The 26,165-nt window shown below is 66.0% G+C and carries 20 protein-coding genes; 17 read left to right on the top strand and 3 right to left on the bottom strand.

What is annotated here, in order from left to right; translation table 11 throughout:
* Positions 1 to 138: 138 nt before the first annotated feature.
* The 13 genes from WCE05_RS13630 to WCE05_RS13570 are packed head-to-tail and all read left to right on the top strand — an operon-like array spanning position 139 to position 12,432.
* A complete protein-coding gene (locus tag WCE05_RS13630; protein WP_171891528.1) occupies positions 139 to 2,142 on the top strand; it encodes a conjugal transfer protein TraG in 2,004 nt (667 codons plus the stop codon).
* The gene (locus WCE05_RS13625; RefSeq protein ID WP_128622895.1) at positions 2,139 to 2,603 is read left to right on the top strand and encodes a ribbon-helix-helix protein, CopG family; all 465 of its coding nucleotides are present in this window, start codon (positions 2,139 to 2,141) and stop codon (positions 2,601 to 2,603) included. Before WCE05_RS13630 ends, WCE05_RS13625 begins: the two co-directional genes overlap by 4 nt.
* Entirely contained in the window at positions 2,600 to 3,658 is a 1,059-nt protein-coding gene (gene trbB, locus WCE05_RS13620; protein ID WP_171891527.1) for a P-type conjugative transfer ATPase TrbB, read from the top strand. Before WCE05_RS13625 ends, trbB begins: the two co-directional genes overlap by 4 nt.
* Positions 3,655 to 4,041 (top strand): TrbC/VirB2 family protein, encoded by a 387-nt coding sequence (locus tag WCE05_RS13615; RefSeq protein WP_128622893.1) that lies wholly within the window; start codon positions 3,655 to 3,657, stop codon positions 4,039 to 4,041. Before trbB ends, WCE05_RS13615 begins: the two co-directional genes overlap by 4 nt.
* Positions 4,038 to 4,310: a VirB3 family type IV secretion system protein gene (locus tag WCE05_RS13610; protein WP_128622892.1), complete on the top strand. Its 273-nt coding sequence runs from the start codon at positions 4,038 to 4,040 to the stop codon at positions 4,308 to 4,310. Before WCE05_RS13615 ends, WCE05_RS13610 begins: the two co-directional genes overlap by 4 nt.
* Before the next feature lie 15 nt (positions 4,311 to 4,325).
* On the top strand, positions 4,326 to 6,776 hold the full coding sequence (gene trbE, locus WCE05_RS13605) for a conjugal transfer protein TrbE (protein WP_171891526.1): 2,451 nt from the start codon (positions 4,326 to 4,328) through the stop codon (positions 6,774 to 6,776).
* 2 nt (positions 6,777 to 6,778) lie between these two features.
* Positions 6,779 to 7,516 carry a P-type conjugative transfer protein TrbJ gene (gene trbJ, locus WCE05_RS13600; RefSeq protein WP_171891542.1) on the top strand — a complete coding sequence of 246 codons (738 nt, stop codon included), beginning with the start codon at positions 6,779 to 6,781 and terminating at the stop codon, positions 7,514 to 7,516.
* 12 nt (positions 7,517 to 7,528) lie between these two features.
* Positions 7,529 to 7,849 carry a hypothetical protein gene (locus WCE05_RS13595; RefSeq protein ID WP_368816056.1) on the top strand — a complete coding sequence of 107 codons (321 nt, stop codon included), beginning with the start codon at positions 7,529 to 7,531 and terminating at the stop codon, positions 7,847 to 7,849.
* Positions 7,846 to 9,210 carry a P-type conjugative transfer protein TrbL gene (gene trbL, locus WCE05_RS13590; RefSeq protein ID WP_171891524.1) on the top strand — a complete coding sequence of 455 codons (1,365 nt, stop codon included), beginning with the start codon at positions 7,846 to 7,848 and terminating at the stop codon, positions 9,208 to 9,210. Before WCE05_RS13595 ends, trbL begins: the two co-directional genes overlap by 4 nt.
* A gap of 12 nt (positions 9,211 to 9,222) precedes the next feature.
* Positions 9,223 to 9,927: a conjugal transfer protein TrbF gene (gene trbF / locus WCE05_RS13585; RefSeq protein ID WP_171891523.1), complete on the top strand. Its 705-nt coding sequence runs from the start codon at positions 9,223 to 9,225 to the stop codon at positions 9,925 to 9,927.
* Positions 9,924 to 10,916, top strand: coding sequence for a P-type conjugative transfer protein TrbG (trbG, locus tag WCE05_RS13580; protein ID WP_171891522.1), 993 nt, complete (start codon positions 9,924 to 9,926; stop codon positions 10,914 to 10,916). Before trbF ends, trbG begins: the two co-directional genes overlap by 4 nt.
* Before the next feature lie 2 nt (positions 10,917 to 10,918).
* Positions 10,919 to 12,193: a TrbI/VirB10 family protein gene (locus WCE05_RS13575; protein WP_171891521.1), complete on the top strand. Its 1,275-nt coding sequence runs from the start codon at positions 10,919 to 10,921 to the stop codon at positions 12,191 to 12,193.
* A complete protein-coding gene (locus tag WCE05_RS13570) occupies positions 12,190 to 12,432 on the top strand; it encodes a DUF2274 domain-containing protein (RefSeq protein ID WP_171891520.1) in 243 nt (80 codons plus the stop codon). Before WCE05_RS13575 ends, WCE05_RS13570 begins: the two co-directional genes overlap by 4 nt.
* 382 nt (positions 12,433 to 12,814) lie before the next feature.
* Here WCE05_RS13570 and WCE05_RS13565 read toward each other — a convergent pair whose 3' ends face one another.
* The gene (locus WCE05_RS13565) at positions 12,815 to 15,490 is read right to left on the bottom strand and encodes a DUF6543 domain-containing protein (RefSeq protein WP_368816055.1); all 2,676 of its coding nucleotides are present in this window, start codon (positions 15,488 to 15,490) and stop codon (positions 12,815 to 12,817) included.
* 204 nt (positions 15,491 to 15,694) lie between these two features.
* Between WCE05_RS13565 and WCE05_RS13560 the strand changes: the two genes are divergently transcribed.
* Both WCE05_RS13560 and tadA read left to right on the top strand, forming a co-directional pair.
* Entirely contained in the window at positions 15,695 to 17,077 is a 1,383-nt protein-coding gene (locus WCE05_RS13560) for a multicopper oxidase family protein (protein WP_253081232.1), read from the top strand.
* Positions 17,077 to 17,556 (top strand): tRNA adenosine(34) deaminase TadA, encoded by a 480-nt coding sequence (gene tadA / locus WCE05_RS13555; protein WP_368816054.1) that lies wholly within the window; start codon positions 17,077 to 17,079, stop codon positions 17,554 to 17,556. The genes WCE05_RS13560 and tadA overlap by 1 nt, the downstream gene beginning before the upstream one ends.
* A 34-nt stretch (positions 17,557 to 17,590) precedes the next feature.
* On the opposite strand, the gene mltF is transcribed toward tadA, so the two are convergent.
* Positions 17,591 to 19,048 (bottom strand): membrane-bound lytic murein transglycosylase MltF, encoded by a 1,458-nt coding sequence (gene mltF / locus WCE05_RS13550; protein ID WP_225787257.1) that lies wholly within the window; start codon positions 19,046 to 19,048, stop codon positions 17,591 to 17,593.
* A 487-nt stretch (positions 19,049 to 19,535) separates the two neighbouring features.
* On the opposite strand from mltF, the gene purL reads away from it, so the two are divergent.
* Together purL and WCE05_RS13540 are read left to right on the top strand one after the other, a co-directional pair.
* On the top strand, positions 19,536 to 23,432 hold the full coding sequence (gene purL, locus WCE05_RS13545) for a phosphoribosylformylglycinamidine synthase (protein ID WP_225787258.1): 3,897 nt from the start codon (positions 19,536 to 19,538) through the stop codon (positions 23,430 to 23,432).
* Positions 23,433 to 23,434: 2 nt separating this feature from the next.
* Positions 23,435 to 23,746, top strand: a complete 312-nt coding sequence (locus WCE05_RS13540) for a YqfO family protein (protein ID WP_225787259.1) — start codon at positions 23,435 to 23,437, stop codon at positions 23,744 to 23,746.
* Between the two features lie 98 nt (positions 23,747 to 23,844).
* Here the strand turns inward: WCE05_RS13540 and WCE05_RS13535 are convergent, their stop codons facing one another.
* On the bottom strand, positions 23,845 to 25,896 hold the full coding sequence (locus WCE05_RS13535) for a PhoX family phosphatase (RefSeq protein WP_368816053.1): 2,052 nt from the start codon (positions 25,894 to 25,896) through the stop codon (positions 23,845 to 23,847).
* Positions 25,897 to 26,165: the final 269 nt, after the last annotated feature.

The raw sequence follows: 26,165 nt of genomic DNA, 5'->3' as shown, positions 1-26,165 counted from the left end.
TCTGCCAATTTCATCGACTTTTCTGCTGAAAACGGTCTTTGACCGGCACTGACCCGGCACCGAATCTGACGCTTGCGGCACGTCCTTGTGCCGCTCTTTCCATGAGGAAAAGGCGCAGGAGAAATCGGAGGCCAGGTCATGCAGGGGACGAACGTGCTGTTCGGTCAGATTGCCGTGGTATTCGGCATCGTGATCGCCGGAGTGTGGAGCGCCACACAATGGACAGCAGCAGCCCTTGGCTACCAACTACGCCTTGGCTCGCCCTGGTTTGATTTCTTCGGCACGCCGGTCTATCAACCGTGGCGGCTGTTCGAGTGGTGGTTCTTCTTCGACGCCTACGCGCCGCGCGTGTTTGATACCGGCGGCGCCATCGCGGGCGGCAGCGGCCTTGTCGCCGTGCTGGTGGCGATTGGCATGTCGATCTGGCGCTCGCGGCAATCGCGCCTGGTCACGACCTACGGCTCGGCCCGTTGGGCAAACGCGGATGACATTCGCAAAGCCGGCCTCACACAGCCGGCCGGCGTGTTCCTCGGCCAGCACGATCGCCAGTACCTGCGACATGAAGGCCCGGAACACGTCCTGACCTTCGCGCCTACGCGCTCGGGTAAGGGCGTGGGCCTGGTAGTGCCCACCTTGTTGAGCTGGCCCGCGTCGGCCGTCATCCACGACATCAAGGGCGAGAACTGGCAGATCACCGCCGGCTGGCGCTCGCGCTTCTCGCATTGTCTGCTGTTCAACCCGACCGATGCGAAGTCGGCCGCCTACAACCCGCTGCTGGAAGTGCGGCGCGGCGCGCATGAAGTGCGCGACGTGCAGAACATTGCGGACATTCTGGTTGATCCCGAAGGCGCACTGGAGAAACGCAACCACTGGGAAAAGACCTCACATGCGTTGCTGGTCGGCGCCATTCTGCATGTGCTCTACGCGGGCGAGGACAAGACGCTGCGCGGTGTCGCCAACTTCCTGTCCGACCCGGCCAGCCCCTTCGAGCTGACCTTGCGCCGGATGATGACCACGCCCCACCTGGGCGATGGGCCGCATCCCGTCGTCGCTTCGGCGGCGCGCGAAGTGCTCAACAAGTCTGACAACGAACGCTCGGGCGTGTTGTCCACGGCCATGTCATTCCTCGGCCTGTACCGCGATCCCACGGTGGCTGAAGTCACTTCGCGTTGCGACTGGCGCATCGCGGACCTGATCGCGGCCGAGCATCCGGTATCGCTGTATCTGGTGGTTCCGCCTTCGGACATTTCGCGGACGAAGCCGCTCATTCGCCTGATCCTCAACCAGATCGGCCGGCGCCTCACCGAATCGCTCGATGGCTCCGACGGCATCGAGCGTCGCCACAAGCTGCTGCTGATGCTCGACGAATTCCCGGCGCTGGGCCGCCTGGACTTCTTCGAGACGGCCTTGGCCTTCATGGCGGGCTACGGCATTCGCAGCTTCCTCATCGCTCAGAGCCTGAACCAGATCGACAAAGCCTACGGCCAGAACCATTCGATTCTGGACAACTGCCATGTGCGCGTGACGTTCGCCACCAACGACGAACGCACGGCCAAACGCATTTCCGAAACGCTCGGCACCGCCACCGAGCTGCGTGCGCAGCGCAACTATGCGGGCCACCGGCTCGCGCCGTGGCTCGGGCATTTGATGGTGTCGCGCCAAGAAACAGCGCGCCCGCTGCTAACGCCGGGCGAGGTGATGCAGCTTCCGCCTGACGAGGCGGTGGTGATGGTGTCCAGCGTCGCACCGATCAAGGCCAAGAAGCTGCGCTACTACGCGGACGCCAATTTCAAGCGCCGCGTGCTGCCGCCGCCCGCGCTTGCGGGCGGGCAGTACGCCGACGCGCCGCCGCTGCGCCCGGACGACTGGAGCGGGCTGGCGATTCCGCCGACGCCTGCCATACCCGCCACGGCATCCGCCGATGGCCTGGGGAGCTTGATCGCCGACGACGGCGGCCCGCGCCGTCAACACGAGCTTTCCGAAGCCGTCGCCTACGCACCCGAGCTGGCCGCTCCCGCAGCCGACCTCGCGCTGCTCGATGACGACGACCTGCCGCTTCCCCTTCCTCGCCAGCTTGATCCAGCCATGCAGCGCACGGCCCGGCTGGCTTCCCTCGACCCCAACGACGGAATCGAGCTATGAGCCACTACCGCCTGAACCTCTTTATCCAGCCCGAGCACGCCAAGCGGCTCGATGAGCTTGCCGCCAAGAAAGGCGTGTCCAAGTCGTCCATCGTCGCGGCGGCGCTCGCATCGTGGCTGTCGCCCGATGCGGCCGACCAGCGCGAGGCGGCCATCGCTAAGCGGCTTGATCGCCTCTCGCGGCAGGCGGAGCGCATGGAGCGCGACCAGAACATCGCCATCGAGACGCTGGCGCTGTTCATCCGCTACTACCTGACCGTGAGCACGCCGGTTCCCGAGGCGCACCAAGACGCCGCTCGCGCTCAGGGCAAAGCACGCTTCGAGCAGTTCACCGAGCAGCTTGGCCGCCATCTGCTGCGGGGCCGAAGCCTGGTGCGTGACGTGGTGGAAGAACTGCACCCCGACCCGATGCGGATGGAGGACGCGGTGGCAGCCGCGCAAGCGCAGGAGCGTGCGTCATGAGCGCCGTGCCGCAATCCATGAGCGCCACGTCGCTCGACCGGCGTATCCAGATGCTGCGCACGGCGATGGGGCCGCTGATCGCTACCGCGCTGGAAGACCCCGACGTGGTGGAAATCATGCTCAACCCCGATCGCACCCTTTGGGTGGATCGCCTGTCGTCGGGCCGCGCGCCGATGGGCGTGGAGATGCCCGAGGCCGATGGCGAGCGGATCATCCGCCTCGTCGCGGCCCATGTCGGTGCGGAAATCCATCGCGGCCAGCCGCTGCTATCCGCCGAACTGCCCGAAACCGGCGAACGCTTCGAGGGCATCTTGCCGCCCGCCGCGCCAGGGCCAGCCTTCGCGCTGCGCAAGCGCGCCATCGGCGTGATCCCGCTGGAGCGGTACGTCATCGACGGGATGATGACCAGTGCCCAGGCGGGCTTTCTCGTTCGCGCCGTGCGCGAGCGCCAGAACATCCTGATCGCCGGCGCCACCAGCAGCGGCAAGACGACCTTGGCCAACGCGCTGCTGGCCGAGATTGCCGCCACGGGCGACCGCGTGTTGGTGCTCGAAGACACGGTGGAGCTGCAATGCGCGGCCCGCGACCACGTACCGCTGCGCACGCGCGCAGGCGTGGTGTCCATGACGGAGCTGGTGCGCTCGTCCATGCGCCTGCGGCCGGATCGCGTCGTCGTCGGCGAGGTGCGCGGCGCCGAGGCGCTGGATCTCATCAAGGTGTGGGGCACCGGCCATCCGGGCGGCATCGCAACGATCCACGCCGGCTCCGCGCTCGGCGCGCTGCTGCGCCTGGAGCAACTGATTCTCGAAGTGGCGGTGAACCCGCCGCGTGCGCTGGTCGCAGAGGCGGTCAACGTGGTGATCCACATCGCCGGGCGCGGACGCAAGCGCCGCATCGAGAGCATCGCCCGCGTCGTCGGTTTCGACGGCGTTGGCTACCAACTGGCGGACGCGATGGACACGCCGTTTCCCGAGCTGTCGCCAGTTCCCGATGCCGCATCCGCTGCGGCGACTTCCTCGTCTCCGTCCTTCAATCCCTTTGGAGAACTGCCATGACGCACGCCCATGCTTTCCGTGTTTCCGTAAATCCGACTTCTCACCTGTCCAACCTCGCGCGGCTGCGCTGCCTGGGCCGCCCTGCGGGGCAAGGGCTGCTGCTGGCCGCGCTACTGCTGTTCCTGGCCGGAACCGCGCAGGCCGCCGGCTCCTCAATGCCGTGGGAAGGCCCGCTGCAATCCATCCTCGAATCCATCCAGGGGCCGGTGGCTCGCATCGTCGCGGTCATCATCATCATCGCCACGGGCCTCGCGCTGGCCTTCGGCGACACGTCGGGCGGATTCCGCAAGCTGATCCAGATCGTGTTCGGCCTGTCCATCGCATTCGCGGCTTCCAGCTTCTTCCTGTCGTTCTTCAGCTTCTCCGGCGGGGCTGTCGTATGAGCGCCCTGGATACCTTCGCGGCCGGGTTCGAGGTGCCATTGCACCGCTCACTGACGGAGCCGATTTTGCTGGGGGGCGCACCGCGCACCGTGGCAATCGCCAACGGCACACTGGCCGCTGCTGTCGGGCTGGGCCTGCAATTGTGGATTCCCGGTGCCGTGCTCTGGATCGTCGGCCATTCGCTGGCGGTGTGGGGTGCGCGCGTCGATCCGCAGTTCATGGCCGTGTTCGCCCGGCACATCAAGCATCGCCCGCTGCTGGACGTGTGAGGGGAGAACGCCGCGATGCTGAACCTCGCCGAATACCGCCAGCGCCCGGCGCTGCTCGCCGACTGGCTGCCCTGGGCCGGGCTGGTCGCGCCGGGCATCGTCTTGAACAAGGACGGCAGTTTCCAGCGCACGGCCCGGTTTCGCGGGCCTGATCTCGACAGCGCGACGCAAGGCGAATTGATCGCAACGTCGGCGCGTCTGAACAACGCGCTGCGCCGGCTGGGTTCGGGCTGGGCGCTGTTCATCGAGGCCGAGCGCCGCGCCGCCGCCGACTATCCGCACTCGGAGTTTCCCGAGCCGCTGTCGTGGCTCGTGGACGAGGAACGCCGCGCCACCTTCGAGGAATCGGGCAACGACTTCGAGAGCGGCTATCACCTGACGTTGGTCTACCTGCCACCCGAGGAATCCCGCGCTCGCGCAGCCAAGATGCTCTACGAGAACACGCCGACGAATGGCGTGGACTGGCGCGAGCGGCTGCAAGCCTTCGTCGCGGAAACCGATCGCGTCTTCGACCTTTTCGATGGCGTGATGCCGGAAATCTCCTGGCTCGATGACAGCCAGACGCTGACCTACCTGCACGCCACTATCTCGACTCGGCGCTACCGCGTCGGCGTGCCCGAAGTGCCATTCCACATCGACGCGCTGCTGACCGACTCCGCGCTGGTCGGTGGCCTGGCGCCCATGCTGGGCGACCAGTACCTGCGCGTGGTGTCGGTGCGAGGCTTCCCGACCTCGACCTGGCCGGGGATTCTGGACGATCTCAACCGTCTCGGCTTTGCCTACCGCTGGAGCACGCGCTTTCTCTGCCTCGACAAAGCCGAGGCGGAACGAGAGTTGGGGCGCCTGCGCCGCCAGTGGTTTGCGAAAAGGAAGAACGTCATCGCGCTGCTGCGCGAAACTATCTTCCAGCAGGAAAGCCCGCTGGTGGATACCGACGCGAACAACAAGGCGGCTGACGCCGACGCCGCCTTGCAGGAGTTGGGCAGCGACCAAGTTGCCTTCGGCTACCTGACGGCGACCGTCACCGTCATGGACACGGACGCTGCTGTGGCGGACGAGAAGCTGCGCATGGTGGAGCGTGTCATCCAGGGCCGGGGCTTCGTGACCATCCCCGAAACGCTCAACGCTGTGGATGCGTGGCTGTCCTCCATTCCGGGCAATGCCTACGCCAACGTGCGGCAGCCCATCGTCTCGACGTTGAACTTGGCGCACATGATGCCCCTGTCGGCGGTATGGGCCGGGCCGGAAAAGAACGATCACCTCGACGGCCCGCCGCTGATCGTCACACGCACCGATGGCGCCACGCCGTTCCGGCTGGTGACGCACATCGGCGACGTGGGCCACACGCTGGTCGCGGGGCCGACCGGCATGGGCAAGTCGGTCTTGCTCGCCACGCTGGCAATGCAGTTCCGCCGCTATCGCGGCTCGCGTATCTTCGCGTTCGACATGGGCCGCTCGATGCGCGCCACGGTTCTCGGGCTGGGCGGCGAGCACTACGACCTCGGAACGGATGGCGAAATTGCCTTCCAGCCGCTCGCGCGCATCGACCGCGAGGGCTACCGCACCTGGGCGGCCGAATGGATCGAAGGCCGCTTGCTGCATGAAGGCGTAGTGGTCGGCCCCGACGAGAAAGCGGCTATCTGGTCGGCGCTGGGAAGCCTCGCCGGTGCGCCATTGGAGCAGCGCACGATGACGGGGCTTTCCGTGCTGCTGCAATCGAACACGCTGCGGCAGGCGCTGTCGCCCTATGTGCTCGGCGGTGCCCACGGCAAGCTGCTGGACGCCGACCATGACCGGCTGGGCATGGCCGACGTGCAGTGCTTCGAGATGGAGGAGCTAATGCACAGCAAGGCCGCCGTCATGGCCGTGCTGCATTACCTCTTCGCGCGTTTCGATGAACGCTTCGACGGTGCGCCCACGCTGCTGATCCTTGATGAAGCGTGGCTGTTCCTCGACGACCCGGTGTTTGCCGCGCGTATCCGCCAGTGGCTCAAGACCCTGCGCAAGAAGAACGTCAGCGTCATCTTCGCCACGCAGAGCCTTGCCGACATCAAGGATTCGAGCATTGCGCCCGCGATCATCGAGAGCTGCGCGAGTCGGATCTTCTTGCCCAACCCGCAGGCCATCGAGCCGCAGATTCGCACGATCTACGAGGGCTTTGGCCTCAACAGGCGTCAGATCGAAATCGTCGCCGCCGCGCAGCCCAAGCGCGACTACTACTACCAATCGCGTCTCGGAAATCGTCTGTTCGACCTCGACCTGGGGCCAGCCGCGCTCGCATTCGCGGGCGCATCCACACCGCAAGACCAACGCGACATCGACCACGTGCTGGCGCAGGCCGGCACACCCGGCTTCGCCGGCGCGTGGCTGCGCCATCGCGGCCTTGATTGGGCCGCTGACTTGCTGCTGTCCGCACCGGCGGCTGCTTCGTTCCTCAACCCCCAACCATTGGAGGTTTCACCGTGAAGATCAAGCCCCGTTTGCTGTCCGCCTCGCTCGCTGCCGCGCTGTCTGTGTCGCTGATGCTCGCACAGCCGGCGGCCGCCATCACTGTGTTCGATCCGTCGAACTTCGTGCAGAACACGCTTACAGCCGTGCGCACCCTGGAACAGATCAACAACCAGATCAACCAGCTCCAGAACGAAGCGCAGATGCTGATGAACCAGGCGCGCAATCTCGCCAGCCTGCCGTCCAGCGTGGTGAACCAGTTGCGCGCCAATCTGGCAACGACCGAGCGGCTGATCGCCCAGGCTCGCGGCTTGGCCTACGACGTGACGAATCTGGATCGGGAATTCGCGCGCCTGTATCCGCAGCAGTACGCCGCCACGATCAGCGGCGACCAGATGTACCGCGACGCGCAGGAGCGTTGGCGGAACACGCTCAACGGCTTGCAGACCACGATGCAGATGCAGGCCCAGGTGTCGCAGAACCTGGGCGAAGACGAAAGCGTGCTGGCCGACCTCGTGGGCAAGAGCCAATCGGCCGAAGGCGCGCTGCAAGCGATGCAGGCCATGAACCAACTGCTGGCCTTGCAGGCCAAGCAGTCGATCCAGTCGCAGCGGCTCCAGATCACGCAAGACCGGGCGACTGCGCTGGAACTGGCGCGGCAGGCGGCGGCCACGGAACGCGCCCGCGAGGTGCGGCGGCGTTTCTTGGGCGACGGTACGTCGTACACGCCGCAGCCCGTGACCTTCTACGGCAACTGACGGGAGGCCGCCATGCGATGCGTCCTCGCCCTGTGTGCCGCGCTGCTGGCCGCTTGCAGCGAGCAGTCGGCCGACAACCTTGCCGATGCCCTGGCCGCCGATCCCGTGCGGCTCAAGGCATTGCGCGCGCAATGCGCCGCCGACCGGCAGGCCACGGGCGAGGACGCCTGCCGCGCCGCCGCCGAAGCCTTCCGGCGGCGCTTCTTTTCCGGCCAAGCCGGGCCGGATGAATACCAGACGCTGGCCGATCTGCCGCCGATCCCGCCGAGTTTCGATGAGCCGGCCAATGGTGTGGCGCCGCCAGTTCCCGCCGAACCGGAGGACACGCCATGAATGACGTGACCATCATCGACCAATTCCTCAACACATTCGCCGCCTACATCGACTCGGGTTTCGGGCTGCTGCGGGGCGAAGTGGCTTTCCTCACAGCCACGCTGATCGTCATCGACATGACGATCGCTGGCCTGTATTGGGCCATGAGCCACGCCACCGGCCAGGGCGAGGACGTGATCGCCAAGCTGCTACGCAAGGTGCTCTACGTCGGTACCTTCGCCTACATCATCAATAACTTCAACTGGCTGGCCAGCATCGTATTCCGCTCGTTTGCGGGATTGGGCATCACCGCCACCGGCTCGGCCATCACGATGGAGAACTTCTTGCAGCCGGGCCGGCTTGCGAAGACCGGCATCGACGCCGGGGCGCCGATTCTGGAGCAGATCGGCAAGATGGCGGGCTTTCCCGAAGTATTCGTGAACCTCGACCCCATCGTGGTGATGTTCCTCGCGTGGCTGGTCGTGGTCTTGTGTTTCTTCGTGCTGGCGATCCAACTGTTCATCACGCTGATCGAGTTCAAGCTGACCACGCTCGCCGGATTCGTGCTGGTTCCATTCGCGCTCTGGAACAAGACCGCGTTCCTCGCCGAAAAGGTCTTTGGCAACGTGGTGGCCTCCGGCGTCAAGGTTTTGGTGCTGGCCGTGATCGTCGGTATCGGCTCGGGCTTGTTCGCTCAGTTCCAAGTCCATCCCGCCGAGCCGTCCATCGACCACGCGCTGGTCATCATGCTGGCCTCGCTCACCTTGCTGGCGCTGGGCATCTTCGGCCCCGGCATCGCCACGGGCCTCGTGTCCGGTGCGCCGCAGCTCGGCGCGGGCGCAATGGCCGGTGCCGCTATCGGCGCAGCCGGAACCGCAGTGGCTGTCGGTGCTGCCGCGACGGGCGTGGGCGGTGCGGTGGCCGCTGGTGCCCGCATGGCCCCGGCCGCCGCCAAGCTGGCCGGCAGCGGTGCGCGTGCCGCCACGTCGGCGGCTGGCAGCGCGAAGTCGGCGTTCCAGGCCGGTTCCGCCGCAGCAGGCGGCGGTGCCAAGGGCGCGATAGCGGGCCTAGGCAACGTCGCCAAGACCGGCACGCAGTCCGCCGGACGCGCTGCTGCATCCCGCGCTTCCGCTGCCGGGCAGCGGATGGCCGCTCCGTTCCGTGCTGGCTGGAATGGCTCGACGGCCGACGCTGGCGCGTCAACCGGCCAAGCCCCCGCAGACGGTGCCGCTGCACAGAAGCCGGAACAACCCGCTTGGGCCAAGCGGCTGCATCGCCGCCAGCAGCTCACCCATGCCGCGACCACTGCCGCCCACATGCTGCGCGGTGGCGATGGCGGCGGCTCCGGCCAAGGGCCGAGCCTGCGCGATTCCGACTCATAAGGAGAACAGACCATGCGATTCAAGAAACCGCAGGTGCGCTACGCCGACACGCCGCAACCTGCCACGCCGTACCAAGCTGCCGGCCAGGTGTGGGACGACCGTATCGGCTCGCCCCGCGTGCAGGCGAAGAACTGGCGACTGATGGCCTTCGGCTGCCTGATGCTCGCGCTGCTGATGGCCGGCGGCCTGGTGTGGCGCTCTGCGCAGTCCATCGTGACGCCCTACGTCGTGGAAGTGGACAACGCGGGTCAGGTACGCGCGGTCGGCGAGGCCGCCACGCCGTACCAGCCCAACGATGCGCAGACGGCGCACCACATCGCGCGTTTCGTGACGCTGGTGCGCTCGCTGTCCATCGACCCCATCGTCGTCCGCCAGAACTGGCTGGACGCCTACGGCTACACAACTGATAAGGGCGCGGCCGTGCTCAACGACTACGCGCGGGTCAACGACCCATTCGCGCGCATCGGCAAGGAGTCGGTGACGGTGCAGATCAACAGCGTCGTGCGCGCCAGCGACACGTCTTTCAACGTGCGTTGGACGGAACGCCGCTACGTCAACGGCGCCGCAGCGGGCCTGGAGCGGTGGACGGCCGTGGTGTCCATCGTGCTCCAGCCGCCGCGCACCGAAGAACGCCTGCGCAAGAACCCCCTGGGCATCTACGTCAACGGCCTGTCGTGGAGCCGCGAACTGGATTCTTTCGAAGGAGCCAAGCCATGAATGAGCTTTTCCGTAAATCCGCTTTTTCGGTGATCCTGCTTGCCCTTGCGGGCTGTGCCACGCAGGGCAAGCCGCCACCGACCATCTCGCTCGATGAGCCGGTGCAGGCCCAGCCGCTACCCGAGCCGCCTGTGCCGGTGGAGGTGGTGGCCGTGCCCGAGGTGTTGCCGATGCCGGCGCAGTTGAAGCCGTTGCCCGACGCAGAGGAAGTCAAGCCGGTGCCGGAACCGGCAGACGAGAAGGTGCGCGTCTCGCGCGCCAACGCCGAGGCCCGCGTCGCGCCCACGCGCGAGGGCTACGTCAACGCGATTCAGGTGTGGCCCTTCACCGATGGCGCGCTGTATCAGATCTATGCGGCCGTGGGCCGCGTGACCGTGGTTTCGCTCCAGCCGGGCGAGGAACTGGTGACGGTGGCGGCGGGCGATACCGTGCGCTGGATCGTGGGCGACACATCGAGCGGCAGCGGAGCCGACCTGCGCGTGAACGTGATGGTCAAGCCGATCCGCTCGGGCCTCAAGACTAATCTCGTTATCACCACCAGCCGCAGGACGTACCTGCTGGAGCTGACCTCAACGGAAAAGACGTGGATGGCGTCCGTGTCGTGGGAGTACCCGCGCGACCGGATGTTGGCTTTGCAGCGCCAGGCACAGACGGCCAGCGCCGCCGCGCCGGTCGATACCGGGCTGGCGCTGGAAAATCTGCGCTTCCGCTACGCGGTCAGCGGTAGCAACCCGCCGTGGAAGCCGCTGCGCGCCTTCGACGACGGCGAGAAGGTCTATATCCAGTTCCCGCCGGGCATCGCACAAGGCGAGCTGCCGCCACTGTTCGTCATCGGCGCGCAAGGCGACGGGCAACTGGTCAATTACCGCTTCCGTTCGCCGTACTACATCGTGGATCGGCTGTTCGGTGCCGCCGAACTGCGCCTGGGCGGGGACAAGGGCGACGTGGTGCGAATTGAGCGCACGGACGGCGTTGTGCGGAGGAACTGACCATGAGCCAGGACGACACCCCCGACCTCGCCACGCCTCAGGCAGGCAAGGTCGCGCCGGAAACGGTGGCGTTGCGCGCCCAGCCACGCCCGGTCACGCGCCTGAACCGGCGCACGCTGGCCATCCTCGTCGGCGGCCTGTCGGTCGCCGTCCTTGGGGCCACAATCTGGTCGCTACATCCGCAGCGACGCAGTGCGGGCGAGCAAACCGAGCTTTACAACGTCGATCGCGTCTCGAAGTCCGAAGGGCTGGACGGCCTGCCGGCCGACTACTCGAAGCTGCCGCCGCAAGTGCCCGAGCTGGGGCCGCCGCTGCCGGGCGACCTCGGCCCTGCCATCGTGAACTCGCAGCAGCCGGCCGTGGCCGCTTACGCGGCCCCCGGCCCTGATCCCAACGATGCCTTGCGCAAGGAGGCCGAAGCCGCTGCGGCTTCGTCGGTGTTCTTCCGCTCGGGCGGGCAAGGCCAGGCCGCCGCCACGGTGGCGCAGGCGACGCCGGGTGCGCCTGGTGGTGCAAGCGCTGTCGCGGCCTTCTACCCGCTCGCTGCCGGGCCGGCGTCAGTGGCGGCGCAGCCTGCCGACCCGACCGCCGTGCAGAACCGGCAAGATCAGAAGGAGGCGTTCCTGAAAGCCGGCTCCACGGAAATCCGCAATTCCGGCAATCTGGTGCTGCCGGCGTCGCCCTATCAGGTAATGGCCGGAACGGTGATCGCGGGCGCGCTGGTGACGGGCATCAAGTCGGACTTGCCGGGCGACGTGATCGCCACGGTGACGGAGCCGGTCTACGACACGGCCACCGGCAAGTTCCTGCTGATCCCGCAGGGATCGCGCATCCTGGGGCGCTACAACAGCCAGGTCGGCTATGGGCAAAGCCGCGTGCAGGTGGTGTGGAATCGGATCATCCTGCCCGACACGTCGTCGCTGACGCTCGATAACCTTGTGGGCACCGATCCAGCGGGCTACGCCGGCCTAGAGGACGACGTGAACTGGCATTGGAAGCGCATCGTCGCGGGCGCGGTGCTGACGACGCTGCTGGGCGTCGGCGCCGAGCTGGCCGCGCCGGAGAACCGCCAGGACGGCAACCGCATCGTCATCGCCGGACGCGACAGCGCCCAGGACAGCATCAATCAGGTCGGCCAAGAGATCACCCGGCGCAACATGAACATCCAGCCGACGCTGACCGAGCGGCCGGGCCTGCCGGTGCGGATCATCGTCAACCGGGATCTGGTGCTGCGGCCGTACCAGCCCCTGTTCTTCAGTCGGGGAGCTTCCCAATGAGTGCGACCAAGAAGCTGCGGCTCGGGCCGCTGCCCAAGACCGAGAACGTCAAGCTGACCTTCGCGTGCCCGGTCGGCCTGAAAGCCGACCTCGACCGCTACGCCGCGCTGCACGCGCAGACCTACGGCGAGGCGGTTGATGCCATGACGCTGATCCCGCACATGCTGGAGGCGTTCATGGCGGGGGATCGTGGTTTTAAGAGGGGAGGGCAGGCAACGCCGAAGTCATCGGCGAAGTGAGGCTTGGAGGAAGACCGCTGTGCTTGTCTGCGCTATCCTAGAGGGCGATTGACGATGGAGTTGCCAGAATCGTCGCCCCTCAAATCCTTCCATCTTCCGCACCAGGCAAAACTCTTGTCGGATGACGGTAAAAGCGACGGTAATGGCCCAGTCGATCATCGCAAATCCCTTTAACTACGCGGGCTTGCGAGACTTGTTGATGATCGAGTGGGAATGATCGGCAGCCGGTACTGACCGGCACCCAGTAGCAAGAAACATCCAAAAGCCCGCGTAATTGCGGGCTTTTGGGTTTCAGGGCGTACGATTCGCTGGAGTGCCATGGCGGCACTCTGACGCGAGTTGTCGCCATGGCGCTCAGGGGCAGGGCTGTCGTACCTACATCCTACATCCAGGGGCGAAGGAGAGGAACTTGCAGGAGCAGGTCGTTCTTGACGAATAACGGCTCCCCCTCCACCTCCTCCCAGAAGCCGGGATCGTTGCCAATGCCGCCTGCCTGGTCGATCTCGACGTCTTCGACCCGCAAGCCGATAACCCCCTCCAGCTCGCTCAGGCCGGGAGTGCCCATGAAGGTATTGGCATGGGAGTTGCCCGCGAGGGCGATCCATTTCCCGGCCCCGCGTCGCGTCTGGTCGGCCTCGATGACCACATGGGCGAAATAGTTCATCATTTCCTGGCGAATGGTCGAAGAGGGCTGCACGTCCCAGGCTTGGACGTACGAGGCAAGGCAGTCGATGGCTTGTACGCGTACGTTCTGCCGGTGGGCCTCGTACAGCACGTTCTTCATGGTGTGGGGCGTCGATTCGGCGAGGGTGGCTTGGGCGTCGAAATCCTCCACATAGGCCTTGAGTTCGGCCGACAACATCCCGGTTCGGTTGAACAGGTCGAGATCGACCTGGTGGAAATCGGTCGTGAAGTGCTCCATGTAGAGTACATCCACCCCCTGTTTCTTGAGTTGCCGCATGTTCTTGATCAAGAACTGCTTGGCGCCGCGTTGGGTATGTGACTCGCCGATCACCAGACCGTCGCTTTCCTGGTAAAGCGTGCGGATGATCTCCTTGTTTGTGGCTGTACTGGGTAGCTCGGGAATCGTTGGGCGGGCAGGGGCGTGAAACGAAGAAAAGAAGCCCTGTGCGTCAGCGGCCAAGCGGTCGCGCAGTTGCCTATAGACCGAATAGGGATGGCCGCTGTCGGGGTCTTCCAGGGCGAGCCTCAGGCCGCCTCTGGTCGCAGGCGCCAAGGCCGGACGCTCGATTTCCGCTACGTCGTAGGGGGTGGGGGCCAGGGGTGGCAGGGCAGGCCTTGGCCGTAACCGGCCCCATGCCTTGAGCAGGAACCTCGGTATTCCGCCGCCCTTGAGCCCTATGCTGTCGATAGGTTGCCAGCGGCCTTCGGTATCCGGGGCAATGGGGATGCTGCCTGAGAACGCGTAGGGGTTTTCTGGATCGATGATGACCCAGGTATCCAGTTCTCCGACGAAACGTACCTGGTAGACGAGGTCGCCAACCATCGCGTACTGCTTGCCGTCCTGTACCAGGATGCCCTTGAACGGTGCGTTTGCCGGGGCATTGCGCAGGATATCGTTGCTTTCTAGCGTCTGCATCCGCTGTGCGAGATCGCTCGGCCTGAAATCTTCCGGAACCCAGGCCTGGATCTCGTCCGGGGTGGCGGGATCGAGTTCTTCGCCCGGGGGCTGGTTTTCCTCGGGGAGCGTGACCTGTTCGCCGGCTTCCTCGATGGGGGCTAGCTCGCCCGTGGCGTTCACACCGGCGGCAACCAGGAAAGTGGCGTTGAACAAGGTATTGATGCCGGCGAGTATGGCCCCCGTGACGCCCGCCTGACGCTCGGCGGTGGTGTGGCCGTTGATCGCCTGGTCGATATCCAGGCCTGTCTCGGCCAGGCCTGCGCCGACGGCGGCCAGCGCCACTGGCCAGTCCAGGGCGGCCATGGGGCCGAAGACCTTGGAGAAGGCCCCTAGGTAACCGATCCACAGCTGTTTGCGCAGGTCTGCGTTGGAGCGCAAGGCGAAGTGAGCATCTTCGAGCATGCGCTGGCGAGCGGCATCGCGCAGGTGGCTGAAAGCATCCACATGCAGCGTCGTGTCCTGCGTGTTCAGGCCATCGGGATGTGCGGCGTCCCACTGGCGCCTCATGACATCCAGCAGGTGACCGAGCCCCACGTTGGGGTCATTCTCCTTTTGGCTCGCCAGCGGGAAGTGGCCCATGAAGCGGACCTTGCCTTGCGTTTCCCGGGTATTGGCCAGGACCCACGCATGAAGCTCCCGGTCACTGGCGAACAGTTGCAGCGCCTCGTCTTCACCTGGCAGGTAGAGCAACTGGCAGCCATCACTCATCACCACCCTGAGGATATCGCTGGCGACGTGTCCGCCTATGTCGAAGGTGCACAGGCGTACCTCTGTCGAGGGCACGACCTGCTGGCGCAACTCCTGTAGGGAGGCAGGCCAGGTCCGCACGCCCGTCAAGGCCTCGGTGATCTGGCGTGCTCTCTTGGCCAGGCTACTGTGGGCGTCATGTGCGCAGGCTTCCAGGACCTTGCTCAGGAACATGGATTTGGCCAGGGTTCGGTAGTCATCGGCATGCTGTGCCCAGAAGGCATCGAGGCGTTGATGGAAGGCACTGCTGAAATCGATCTTCCAGAACGCCTCGAGTACGGCCTTGGGGGCCAGGGGGACTTCGTTGCGTTCATCGTAGGCTTGGGCCCCTGGGCCTGAGGTGTAGAAACCTGTGTAGTTGCCGAGCAGGTCGGCATTGTCCTGCTCGGCCGCGTCGAAGCGATGCATCACCAGCTGTGGCAGGGTCAGCGATTGGTAGGGCTTTTCATGATGCTGCCAGCCATTGAATGTGCGGGGGCTGCTGGAGGCGGTATGGAAGCGATGGAAGTACACCCGGTCGGGATCCAGTGCCGTGAAACCATGTTGGGTCAGGAGCGCTTTGGCGATATCCCGGGCCATCTGGCGCAGGTCGGGGCAAGAGGTGCTTACCTGGGTCGCCATCAGGTTCAGGGTTTGGTGATCCTGCTTCTGCCGTTCGGTAAAGATCATGAGCGTACTCGCGGTGGTTCAAGGGGCGCACAAGATGGTTGGAACGGTCGTGGTGGGGGTGGTACTTAATGCTGGATGCGACATCGCGTCCGGCCCGAGGTACAAGTCTTCACTTAATCTTTCTCAACTGCAGGTGTATCGTATTCGCCCTTCCTTGCCAGCTCTGCTGGCAGATTGATCGCGAAAAACGAGGTACCTGCACCGATGTCCTTCACCCGTCGACAAATGCTCAAGGGCCTGACCGGCCTGGTGGTGGTTGGCCTGGGCGCCGGGGGCGCCGCCCGCTACTGGCTGGGCAAGGTGGAGGACGAGAACGCCGGGCACGACTACGAATTGATCGCCGCACCCCTGGACGTCGAGTTGGTGCCCGGCTTCAAGACCGAGGCCTGGGCCTTCGGCCCATCGGCCCCGGGCACCGAGCTGCGGGTACGCCAGGGCACTTGGCTGCGGGTACGCTTCATCAATCACCTGCCGGTCGAGACGACCATTCACTGGCATGGCATCCGCCTGCCGCTGGAAATGGACGGCGTGCCCTACGTGTCGCAATTGCCGGTCAAGCCGGGCGAGTTCTTCGACTACAAGTTCCGCGTCCCGGACGCTGGCAGCTATTGGTACCACCCCCACGTCAGCAGCTCCGAGGAACTGGGCCGCGGCCTGGTCGGCCCGCTGATCGTCGAGGAGCGCGAGCCCACGGGGTTTCGTCATGAACGCACCCTGAGCCTGAAGACCTGGCACGTGGACGAGCAGGGCGCCTGGATGCCGTTCAGCGTTGCCCGCGAGGCGGCGCGCAACGGCACCGCCGGGCGCCTGATCACCATCAACGGCCAGGCCGGGGCGGTCACCGAGCTGCCGGCCGGCCAGGTGGTGCGGGTGCGCCTGCTCAACCTGGACAACACCTGGACCTACCGCATCAACCTCAAGGGCAACTGCGAGGCGATGATCTATGCCCTGGATGGCAACCCCGTCACGCCACGGCCCCTGGGCAAGGACTACTGGCTCGGCCCGGGCATGCGCATCTGCCTGGCCATCCGCATTCCCCAGGCCGGCGAGGAGATCTCCCTGCGCGATGGTTTCGTGCGCCTGGGCACCCTGCGCTCGGTGGCCAGCGACGAAGCTCCCGGCGACTGGCCCAAGCCCCTGCCACCCAATCCGGTCGCTGAGCCGGACCTGGCGAACGCCGAGAAGCTCAACTTCAACTTCGAGTGGGCCGGCAAGGTGTCGGTCGGCACCGAGGACGGCAAGCCTCCAAGCTTGTGGCAGATCAACGGCCAGGCTTGGGACATCACCGACAAGACCTGTGCCGATCGACCGATCGCTACCCTGCAGAAGGGCAAGAGCTATATCTTCGAACTGAAGAACATGACCCAGTACCAGCACCCTATCCATCTGCACGGCATGAGTTTCAAGGTGATCGCCTCCAATCGCCACAAGATCGTCGAGCCCTGGTTCACCGACACCTACCTGCTGGGCAAGAACGAGCGTGCCCAGGTGGCACTGGTGGCGGATAACCCAGGGACCTGGATGTTCCACTGCCACGTCATCGACCACATGGAAACCGGCCTGATGGCCGCGATCGCGGTGGTCTGATGCGCCCGCAGATCATCGATCGCAGCCGCGACCAGGAATTCATGCGTCTGGCCCTGGCCTTGGCCGCCGAAGGGGCGGCCATGGGCGAAGTGCCGGTGGGCGCGGTGCTGGTGCAGCACGGGCAAGTCATCGGGCAGGGCTTCAATCGGCCGATCGCCGACAGCGACCCCAGCGCCCATGCCGAGATGGTCGCCATTCGCGCGGCGGCCAGGGCGGCGAGCAACTACCGCCTGCCCGGCAGCACCCTGTACGTGACCCTGGAGCCGTGTAGCATGTGCGCCGGCCTGATCGTGCACTCACGGGTGGCGCGGGTGGTGTATGGGGCACTGGAGCCGAAGGCGGGGGTCGTGCAGAGCCAGGGGCAGTTCTTCACCCAGGGGTTTCTCAACCATCGGGTGATCTATGAAGGCGGGGTGCTGGCCGAGGAGTGCGGGCAGATACTGAGCGAGTTCTTCAAGGCACGCAGGACGAAGGCCTGAGCCGGTCTGGGCCTCCACCACCGGTCGCCCGGCACTACATCGGCGGCGACTGTTCCGCCGGCTTGTCCTTGTTGACCCCCGGCACATGCAGGCTGCCCTCGGCCACCTGGCCTTCGAGCTGCGGCTGGGTCACCCAGGTGAGGATGTCGTAGTAACGGCGGATGTTGGCCACGAAGTGCACCGGCTCCCCACCGCGGGCATAGCCGTAGCGGGTCTTGCTGTACCACTGCTTCTGCGACAGGCGTGGCAGCATCTTCTTCACGTCCAGCCACTTGTTCGGGTTCAGCCCCTCGCGCCTAGCCAGCGTGCGCGCGTCTTCCAGGTGGCCGCTGCCGACGTTGTAGGCGGCCAGGGCGAACCAGGTGCGGTCCGGCTCCTTGATGCTGTCGTCGAGCTGGGCCTTGACGACCATGAAGTACTTGGCGCCGCCCTGGATGCTCTGCTTCGGGTCCAGGCGGTTGGACACGCCCATGGCCTGGGCGGTGCGCTGGGTGAGCATCATCAGGCCGCGCACACCGGTCTTGGAGGTGACCTCCGGCTGCCACAGGGACTCCTGGTAGCCGATCGCCGCCAGCAGGCGCCAGTCGACCTGCTCGACCTTGGCACTGGCCTTGAAGTACTTCTCGTACTTGGGCAGGCGCTGCTGCAGGTGCTGGGCGAACGTGTAGGCGCCGACGTAGCCGAGTACATCGACATGACCGTAGTAGCGCTCCTTCAGGCGTTGCAGCGTGCCGTTCTTCTTGGCCTTGTCGAGAAAGGCGTTGATCTCGTTGAGCAGGCTGTTGTCTTCGCCGGCGGCCACTGCCCAGCGCTGATCGCGGGTGTCGCCCAGGTCGAAGGCCACGCGCACGTTGGGAAAGTACACCTGGTTCATGGCCAGTTCGTTGGAGTCCACCAGGGTCAGGTCGATCTGGCCCTCGTCGACCATGCGCAGCAGGTCGACCACTTCCACAGCGTCGGACTCTTCGTATTCCAACGTGGGATTCTGCTTTTTCAGTTCGGCCAGTTGCTCGGCATGGCTGCTGCCCTTGAGCACCAGGATCTTCTTGCCGATCAGGCCTTTCACGCTGGTGGGCCGGGAGCGGCCGTTGCGGTAGATGACCTGTGGGGTCACCTCGAGGTAAGGGTGGGAGAATTTCGCCTGGGCGCTGCGCCGCTCGCTGCTGACCAAGCCGGCGGCGGCCAGCACCGGACCGGAGGGCTTGCCCAGTTGGTCGAACAGCTCGTCGAGGTTGTCGGCGGTCTCGATCTCCAGTTCCACGCCGAGATCGTCGGCGAACCGCTTGACCAGCTCGTACTCGAAGCCGGTCTCGCCATTGCGGTCCTGGAAGTAGGTAGCCGGGCTGTTGCGGGTGATCACGCGCAGCACACCGTCCTCCTTGACGCGCTCGAGGGTGCTGGGTTTTTCAACACAGGCACCGAGCATCAGGAAGAGTCCGGTTGCGAAGAGCCATCTGGCGCAGCGCTGGCGCAAAGCAGTGTGGGCGAACATAGCTTGCAGTATACGCAAAGGACCGGTCGCGCCATATCTCGACAACGGGCCATAGGTTTGCTAGCGGCAAGCTTCAAGCTACTTATCTCCCAGCGGCGAGCTGCAGGGGAAAGCAGGCCGTGCACTGCCTAATGCTGTTCACTTTAATCAATTGGGGCCGCCTTGCGGCCCTTCGCGGGCAAGCCCGCTCCCACAAGTACGCTGCAAATGCACGATCCTGTGGGAGCGGGCTTGCCCGCGAAGGGCTGCAAGGCAGCCCCAATCGATGTCACATCAGGCTTAAGTGAACAGCATTAGCCGTGCACTGCCCCACTTTTTCTTGCGGCTTGTAGCTTTCCGTTTGAAGCTGCTTTTCGTGCCGCTTTCCTGACCCCGAAGTCCGGTTCCGCCGCCCGGCAGCATTGCCCTCTGGCGGGTGCCGAAAGCCGCGGATTTAGGCTAGAATGCACGGCCTCTAAGCACACCCCTTCCTGAGGCTGTCCCGACGATGTTGATCCTGCGCGGCGCTCCTGCCCTTTCTGCCTTTCGCCACGGTAAGCTACTCGAGCAACTGAGCCAGAAAGTCCCCGCTGTTACCGGCCTGTATGCCGAATTCGCCCACTTCGCCGACGTCAGCGGCGAGCTGACCGCCGACCAGCAGCAGGTGCTGGGCCGTCTGCTCAAGTACGGTCCGAGCGTACCGGTGCAGGAGCCCAGTGGCCGCCTGTTCCTGGTGGTGCCGCGCCTGGGCACCATCTCGCCCTGGGCCAGCAAGGCCAGCGACATCGCCCACAACTGCGGCCTGCAGGCCATCCAGCGCCTGGAGCGCGGCATCGCCTACTACGTCGCCGGCGAGCTGTCCGAGGCCGACGCCGGGCTCATCGCCGCCGAGCTGCACGACCGCATGACCCAGCGCGTGCTGGGCAAGCTCGAAGAAGCCGCCGACCTGTTCAGCCACGCCCAGCCTCGGCCGATGACCTCCGTGGACATCCTCGGTGGCGGCCGTGCCGCGCTGGCCCAGGCCAACATCGACCTGGGCCTGGCCCTGGCCGAAGACGAGATCGACTACCTGGTCAACGCCTTCCAGGGCCTGGCACGCAACCCGAACGACATCGAGCTGATGATGTTCGCCCAGGCCAACTCCGAACACTGCCGCCACAAGATCTTCAACGCCAGTTGGGACATCGACGGCGAGGCTCAGGAAAAGAGCCTGTTCGGCATGATCAAGAACACCTACCAGATGCACAGCGAAGGCGTGCTGTCGGCGTACAAGGACAACGCCTCGGTGATCGTCGGCCACGTCGCCGGGCGCTTCTTTCCGAACCCTGAGACCCGCCAGTACGGCGCGGTGCAGGAGCCGGTGCACATCCTGATGAAGGTCGAGACCCACAACCACCCGACCGCCATCGCCCCGTTCTCCGGCGCCTCCACCGGCTCCGGCGGCGAGATCCGCGACGAAGGCGCCACCGGCCGTGGCGCCAAGCCCAAGGCCGGGCTGACCGGCTTCACCGTGTCCAACCTGCGCATCCCCGGCTTCGAGCAGCCCTGGGAGCAGGACTACGGCAAGCCGGGCCGCATCGTCGACGCCCTCGACATCATGGTCGAAGGCCCCCTGGGCGGTGCCGCGTTCAACAACGAATTCGGCCGTCCGGCACTGACCGGCTACTTCCGTACCTTCGAGCAGGCCATCGACACCCCGCGTGGTGAAGAGGTCCGTGGCTACCACAAGCCGATCATGCTCGCCGGTGGCATGGGCAACATCCGCGAGGAGCACGTGCAGAAGGGCGAGATCACCGTCGGTGCCAAGCTGATCGTGCTCGGCGGCCCGGCCATGCTGATCGGCCTGGGCGGCGGCGCGGCGTCCTCGGTCGATACCGGTGCCAGCTCCGCCGACCTGGACTTCGCCTCGGTGCAGCGCGAGAACCCGGAAATGGAACGCCGTTGCCAGGAGGTCATCGACCGTTGCTGGCAACTGGGCGAGCAGAACCCGATCGCCTTCATCCATGACGTCGGCGCGGGCGGTATTTCCAACGCCTTCCCCGAGCTGGTCAACGACGGTGGCCGCGGTGGCCGCTTCGAGCTGCGTAACGTGCCCAACGACGAGCCGGGCATGGCGCCGCACGAGATCTGGAGCAACGAGTCCCAGGAGCGCTACGTGCTGGCGGTCAGCGCCGCTGACTTCGAGCGCTTCAAGGCCATCTGCGAGCGCGAGCGCTGCCCGTTCGCCGTGGTCGGCGAGGCCACCGAGGAGTTGCACCTGACCGTCACCGACAGCCACTTCGGCAACACCCCGGTGGACATGCCGCTGGACGTGCTGCTGGGCAAGCCGCCGCGCATGCACCGTTCGGTCACCCGCGAGGCGGAGCTGGGCGATGACTTCGACCCGAGCGCGCTGGACCTGGACAACGCCGTCGAGCGCGTCCTGCATCATCCGGCGGTGGCCAGCAAGAGCTTCCTGATCACCATCGGCGACCGTACCATCACCGGCCTGGTGGCCCGCGACCAGATGGTCGGCCCCTGGCAGGTACCGGTGGCCGACTGCGCCGTCACCGCCACCAGCTTCGACGTCTATACCGGCGAAGCCATGGCCATGGGCGAGCGCACCCCGCTGGCCCTGCTCGATGCCCCGGCGTCGGGCCGCATGGCCATCGGCGAGGTGCTGACCAACCTGGCCGGTGCCCGCATCGAACAACTCTCCGACATCAAGCTGTCGGCCAACTGGATGTCCGCCGCCGGCCACCCCGGCGAGGATGCCCGCCTGTACGACACCGTCAAGGCCGTGGGCATGGAGCTGTGCCCGGCCCTGGGCCTGACCATCCCGGTCGGCAAGGACTCCATGTCGATGAAGACCCGCTGGAGCGAGGACGGTGTCGAGAAGAGCGTCACCGCGCCGATGTCGCTGATCGTCAGCGGCTTCGCCCCGGTGGTCGACATCCGCGACACCCTGACCCCGCAACTGCGCATGGACAAGGGCGAGACCGACCTGATCCTGATCGACCTGGGCCGTGGCAAGAACCGCATGGGCGGCTCGATCCTCGCCCAGGTGCACGGCAAGCTCGGCCAGCAGGCCCCGGACGTCGACGACGCCGAAGACCTCAAGGCCTTCTTCGCGGTGATCCAGGGCCTGAACGCCGACGGCCACCTGCTGGCCTACCACGACCGCTCCGACGGCGGCCTGCTGGTCAGCGTGCTGGAAATGGCCTTCGCCGGCCACTGCGGCCTCGACCTGCACCTGGACCCGCTGACCGACGAGCGTGGCGAAGTCCCGGCGATCCTCTTCAACGAGGAACTCGGGGCGGTCATCCAGGTGCGCCAGGATGCCACCCCCGAGGTGCTGGCCCAGTTCAGCGCCGCCGGCCTGGAAGACTGCGTCGCGGTCATCGGCAAGCCGGTCAACAACGGCGAGGTGTCCATCAGCCTGGGCGGCGAGGTGCTGTTCGACGACCAGCGCCGTCTGCTGCAGCGCCAGTGGGCCGAGACCAGTTACCAGATCCAGCGCCTGCGCGACAACGCCGAGTGCGCCGACCAGGAATTCGACGTGCTGCTGGAAGAAGAGAATCCCGGCCTGTCGGTCAAGCTGGGCTTCGACGTCAACGACGATATCGCCGCGCCGTACATCAAGAAGGGCGTGCGCCCGCAAGTGGCGATCCTGCGCGAGCAGGGCGTCAACGGCCAGGTCGAGATGGCCGCAGCCTTCGACCGTGCCGGCTTCGCCGCCATCGACGTGCACATGAGCGACATCCTCGCCGGCCGGGTCGACTTCGCCGACTTCAAGGGCCTGGTGGCCTGCGGTGGTTTCTCCTACGGCGACGTGCTGGGGGCCGGCGAAGGCTGGGCCAAGTCGGCACTGTTCAACCGCCGCGCCCGCGATGCCTTCCAGGCGTTCTTCGAGCGCAACGACAGCTTCGCCCTGGGCGTGTGCAACGGTTGCCAGATGATGTCCAACTTGCACGAGCTGATCCCGGGCACCGAGTACTGGCCGCACTTCGTGCGCAACCGCTCGGAGCAGTTCGAGGCGCGCGTGGCCATGGTCGAGGTGCAGAAGTCCAATTCGATCTTCCTGCAGGGCATGGCCGGTTCGCGCATGCCGATCGCCATCGCCCACGGCGAGGGCCATGCCGAGTTCGCCAGCGAGGAAGCGCTGCTGGAAGCCGACCTGTCCGGTTGCGTGGCCCTGCGCTACGTCGACAACCACGGCAAGGTCACCGAAGCCTACCCGGCCAACCCCAACGGCTCGCCGCGTGGTATCACCGGCCTTACCAGCCGTGACGGTCGCGTGACCATCATGATGCCGCACCCTGAGCGGGTGTTCCGCGCCGTGCAGAACTCCTGGCGTCCGGACGAGTGGCAGGAAGATGGCGCCTGGATGCGCATGTTCCGCAATGCGCGGGTCTGGGTGAACTGACGGTGTACAAGCTCGCCTTCTTCGTGCCACCGAGCCATGTGGACGTGGTCAAGGCCGCTGTGTTCGCCGCCGGTGGCGGGCGCATCGGCGACTACGACCACTGTGCCTGGCAGACCCTGGGCCAGGGCCAGTTCCGGCCTCTGGACGGCAGCCAGCCGTACCTGGGGCGGGCAGGGCAGGTCGAGCAGGTGGACGAGTGGAAGGTGGAGCTGGTGGTGGCTGACGACCTGGTTGTCCAGGTCGTCGCTGCGCTCAAGGCGAGCCACCCGTACGAGACGCCGGCCTATGAGGTCTGGCGGCTCGCCGAGTTCTAGACCGCGCTGGAGCCATTCGCGGGGCAAGCCCGCGAATGTTTGTTAGCTAGGTGGCATGGAGGCGCGAAGCGGCCCCAGAAACCTGAAAGGACAGCCCATCAGGCCGTCCCGATCTCCCCACCATCGTTACGCTGGATCACCACGGTCGAAGCCCGTGGGCGCACTGTCGTGCCCGCCGGGGTGGCATCGGTGGCAATGTCGCTGTACGGCCAGTTGCCCGGGTGCTGGATGTTGATGAACAACGTCTTGTTGTCCGGTGTGAAGGCGATGCCGGTCACCTCGCAGCCGTTCGGGCCGACGAAGAAGCGGCGCAGGTCCACCTGGTTGCGGGCGTTGACCGGGATCTGCCTGCCATCGGCATCCATCAGGTCGGACGGAATCACTGCCAGCAACTGGTCGTTGGTGTAGTCGGCCACGCTCGGCTCGCTGTTGTCGGTCTCGAACCACAACACGCCGCGGCTATCGAAACACATGCCGTCGGGGCTGGCGAACTGGTTCAGTTCGGTCAGGCCCGAGCGGTTGATCTCGGCGGCACCGGAGGCGTTGGCGCCGAACACGAAGATATCCCAGGTGAAACCCCGCTGATCGTCGCTGTCGCGCCAGCGGATGATATGGCCGTGACGGCTCGGGCCGCGTGGGTTGGCGGCGTTTACCGTTGCCGGGGTGCGCGCACTGTTGTTGGTCAGGGTCAGGTAGACGTCACCGTTGAGCGGGTTGACCGCCGTCCATTCCGGCCGGTCCATGGGCGTTGCGCCCACGGCATCGGCCGCACCCCGGGTGTTGAGGAGGATACCCGGCAGGTCGCCGAACCGGGCGCCAAGGGTGCTGCCGTCGGTGGTGGCGGTCTCGACGTCGAGGGGCAGCCAACTGCCACGGCCGTCGGCATCGAAGCGGGCCACGTAGAGCGTGCCTTGGTCCAGGTACTTGTCGCCGGTGGCCAGGCGGTCGGCCGGGTTGGCGTCGGCCGGGTCCCACAGGGCGTCGGAGACGAACTTGTACAGGTACTCGTTGTTGGAGTCGTCGCCGCTGTACCAGACCAGCGGCTTGCCGGCCACCGCCAGGCCCGGGCAGCAGCCCTCGTGGCGAAAGCGCCCCAGGGCGGTACGTTTCACCGCCAGGGTGCTGCTGTCGTACGGGTCGATCTCGACGATGTAGCCGTAGGTGCTGGCTTCGTTGCGATAGTCGTCGGTGGCGCTGGCGCCGGTCGGGGTGACGTCGAAGCGGGCGAATTCGCCGTCGACCTCGCTGCTGTCGCCAGCAGCGCTTTCCCATTGGTACAGGCCGCTGGAGGTCACCACGCCGATCCGTGACTGGTCGGCGGGGAGGGCGCCCTTGTTGACGAAGATGCCCGGCCAGTTCTCTTCGCAGGTCAGGTAGGTACCCCACGGGGTATGGCCGTTGCCGCAATTGTTGTTGGTCCCGCGGCATTGGCTGCCGTCGGGCGAGAAGCGGGTCTTGACGTGGTCGGTGCCGCGCAGTGGGCCTGAGATGTTCATCCGCGAGGCGGTGGTGAAGCGGCGGTTGAGCGGGTCGTTCTCGACCACCTGCCAGCGGCCGTCGACCTTGCTCAGGCGCACCACGCCGACGCCGTGGGCATTGATTTCCTTGCGCACTTCTTCGGCTGGGCGCTTGCCGTTGGCGTCGGTGGTCGGGCCGTTCGGGTGCAGGGCGGCGGGATCGATGTACTCGAAGTTGATCGCCAGCAGGCCGTCGTCGGCGCTGCCAGCGATGGGGAAGAAGTGCATGCCGTCGTGGTGCATGCCCATGGCGTTGGCCTGGTCGAGGGCGGTGTTGCTGCCGTCGGCCTTCCATGGGCTGGCTTTGCTGTTCAGCGGCGTGCCCCAGGGGGCCAGCACATAGGCGCTGTAGCCGGCAGCGACGACGCAGGCATCGGTGCGCGAGCCGGCGATGGACTCGAAGCCCAGCTTCAGTTTCGAGGGCTGCGGCTTGGCCGGGCGGGGCGCATCTTGGCGAGCGGCGGCAATGGCATCTAGGCAGCCGGCCAGGCCGGTTCCCGCGATCATGGCGATCGCCGCGCCAAGGCTGCCGCGCATCACGCTGCGACGGCTCAGGTAGGCGTCCATGACGCTGGCCATCGGCGGGTTGTCGCTCAGGTTCCGGTCAAGGTTGTCGCCGGTTTCTCGACTCATCGGGTGTCCTTTTGTTGTGAGTAAGAAAGACGCGACTTTAGTGCGTCAATATGATGATTTTTTGGCAGAAATGTTAACGGAGGCTTCGGCGCGGGGCGGTCCTCGATGTCGGTCCATCGAGTGGCGTGGGGGGGGGGGGGGGGGGGGGCCGCCCCCCGCCCCCCAGGAGGGCCAGCGGCACAGGGCCGCTCCCCAAAACCAACGCACACACCACACCCGCCCCCCGCCGCGACGCGCACCCACCCCCCCCCACCCCCCCCCCCGACACC

Origin of the sequence: Pseudomonas sp. I2, from assembly GCF_040984075.1 — a bacterium.
In the GTDB taxonomy this organism is placed as follows: Bacteria; Pseudomonadota; Gammaproteobacteria; order Pseudomonadales; family Pseudomonadaceae; genus Aquipseudomonas; species Aquipseudomonas guariconensis_B.
The sequence above is the reverse complement of the archived record's forward strand: the minus strand, read 5'-3'. Positions and strand labels throughout refer to the sequence as shown.

Excerpts from the sequence above, each read along its gene's own strand:
- WCE05_RS13630 (WP_171891528.1), top strand. The coding sequence starts at position 139 with ATGCAGGGGACGAACGTGCTGTTCGGTCAGATTGCCGTGGTATTCGGC.
- WCE05_RS13625 (WP_128622895.1), top strand. The coding sequence starts at position 2,139 with ATGAGCCACTACCGCCTGAACCTCTTTATCCAGCCCGAGCACGCCAAG.
- trbB (WP_171891527.1), top strand. The coding sequence starts at position 2,600 with ATGAGCGCCGTGCCGCAATCCATGAGCGCCACGTCGCTCGACCGGCGT.
- WCE05_RS13615 (WP_128622893.1), top strand. The coding sequence starts at position 3,655 with ATGACGCACGCCCATGCTTTCCGTGTTTCCGTAAATCCGACTTCTCAC.
- WCE05_RS13610 (WP_128622892.1), top strand. The coding sequence starts at position 4,038 with ATGAGCGCCCTGGATACCTTCGCGGCCGGGTTCGAGGTGCCATTGCAC.
- trbE (WP_171891526.1), top strand. The coding sequence starts at position 4,326 with ATGCTGAACCTCGCCGAATACCGCCAGCGCCCGGCGCTGCTCGCCGAC.
- WCE05_RS13595 (WP_368816056.1), top strand. The coding sequence starts at position 7,529 with ATGCGATGCGTCCTCGCCCTGTGTGCCGCGCTGCTGGCCGCTTGCAGC.
- trbL (WP_171891524.1), top strand. The coding sequence starts at position 7,846 with ATGAATGACGTGACCATCATCGACCAATTCCTCAACACATTCGCCGCC.
- trbF (WP_171891523.1), top strand. The coding sequence starts at position 9,223 with ATGCGATTCAAGAAACCGCAGGTGCGCTACGCCGACACGCCGCAACCT.
- trbG (WP_171891522.1), top strand. The coding sequence starts at position 9,924 with ATGAATGAGCTTTTCCGTAAATCCGCTTTTTCGGTGATCCTGCTTGCC.
- WCE05_RS13575 (WP_171891521.1), top strand. The coding sequence starts at position 10,919 with ATGAGCCAGGACGACACCCCCGACCTCGCCACGCCTCAGGCAGGCAAG.
- WCE05_RS13570 (WP_171891520.1), top strand. The coding sequence starts at position 12,190 with ATGAGTGCGACCAAGAAGCTGCGGCTCGGGCCGCTGCCCAAGACCGAG.
- WCE05_RS13565 (WP_368816055.1), bottom strand. The coding sequence starts at position 15,490 with ATGATCTTTACCGAACGGCAGAAGCAGGATCACCAAACCCTGAACCTG.
- WCE05_RS13560 (WP_253081232.1), top strand. The coding sequence starts at position 15,695 with ATGTCCTTCACCCGTCGACAAATGCTCAAGGGCCTGACCGGCCTGGTG.
- tadA (WP_368816054.1), top strand. The coding sequence starts at position 17,077 with ATGCGCCCGCAGATCATCGATCGCAGCCGCGACCAGGAATTCATGCGT.
- mltF (WP_225787257.1), bottom strand. The coding sequence starts at position 19,048 with ATGTTCGCCCACACTGCTTTGCGCCAGCGCTGCGCCAGATGGCTCTTC.
- purL (WP_225787258.1), top strand. The coding sequence starts at position 19,536 with ATGTTGATCCTGCGCGGCGCTCCTGCCCTTTCTGCCTTTCGCCACGGT.
- WCE05_RS13535 (WP_368816053.1), bottom strand. The coding sequence starts at position 25,896 with ATGAGTCGAGAAACCGGCGACAACCTTGACCGGAACCTGAGCGACAAC.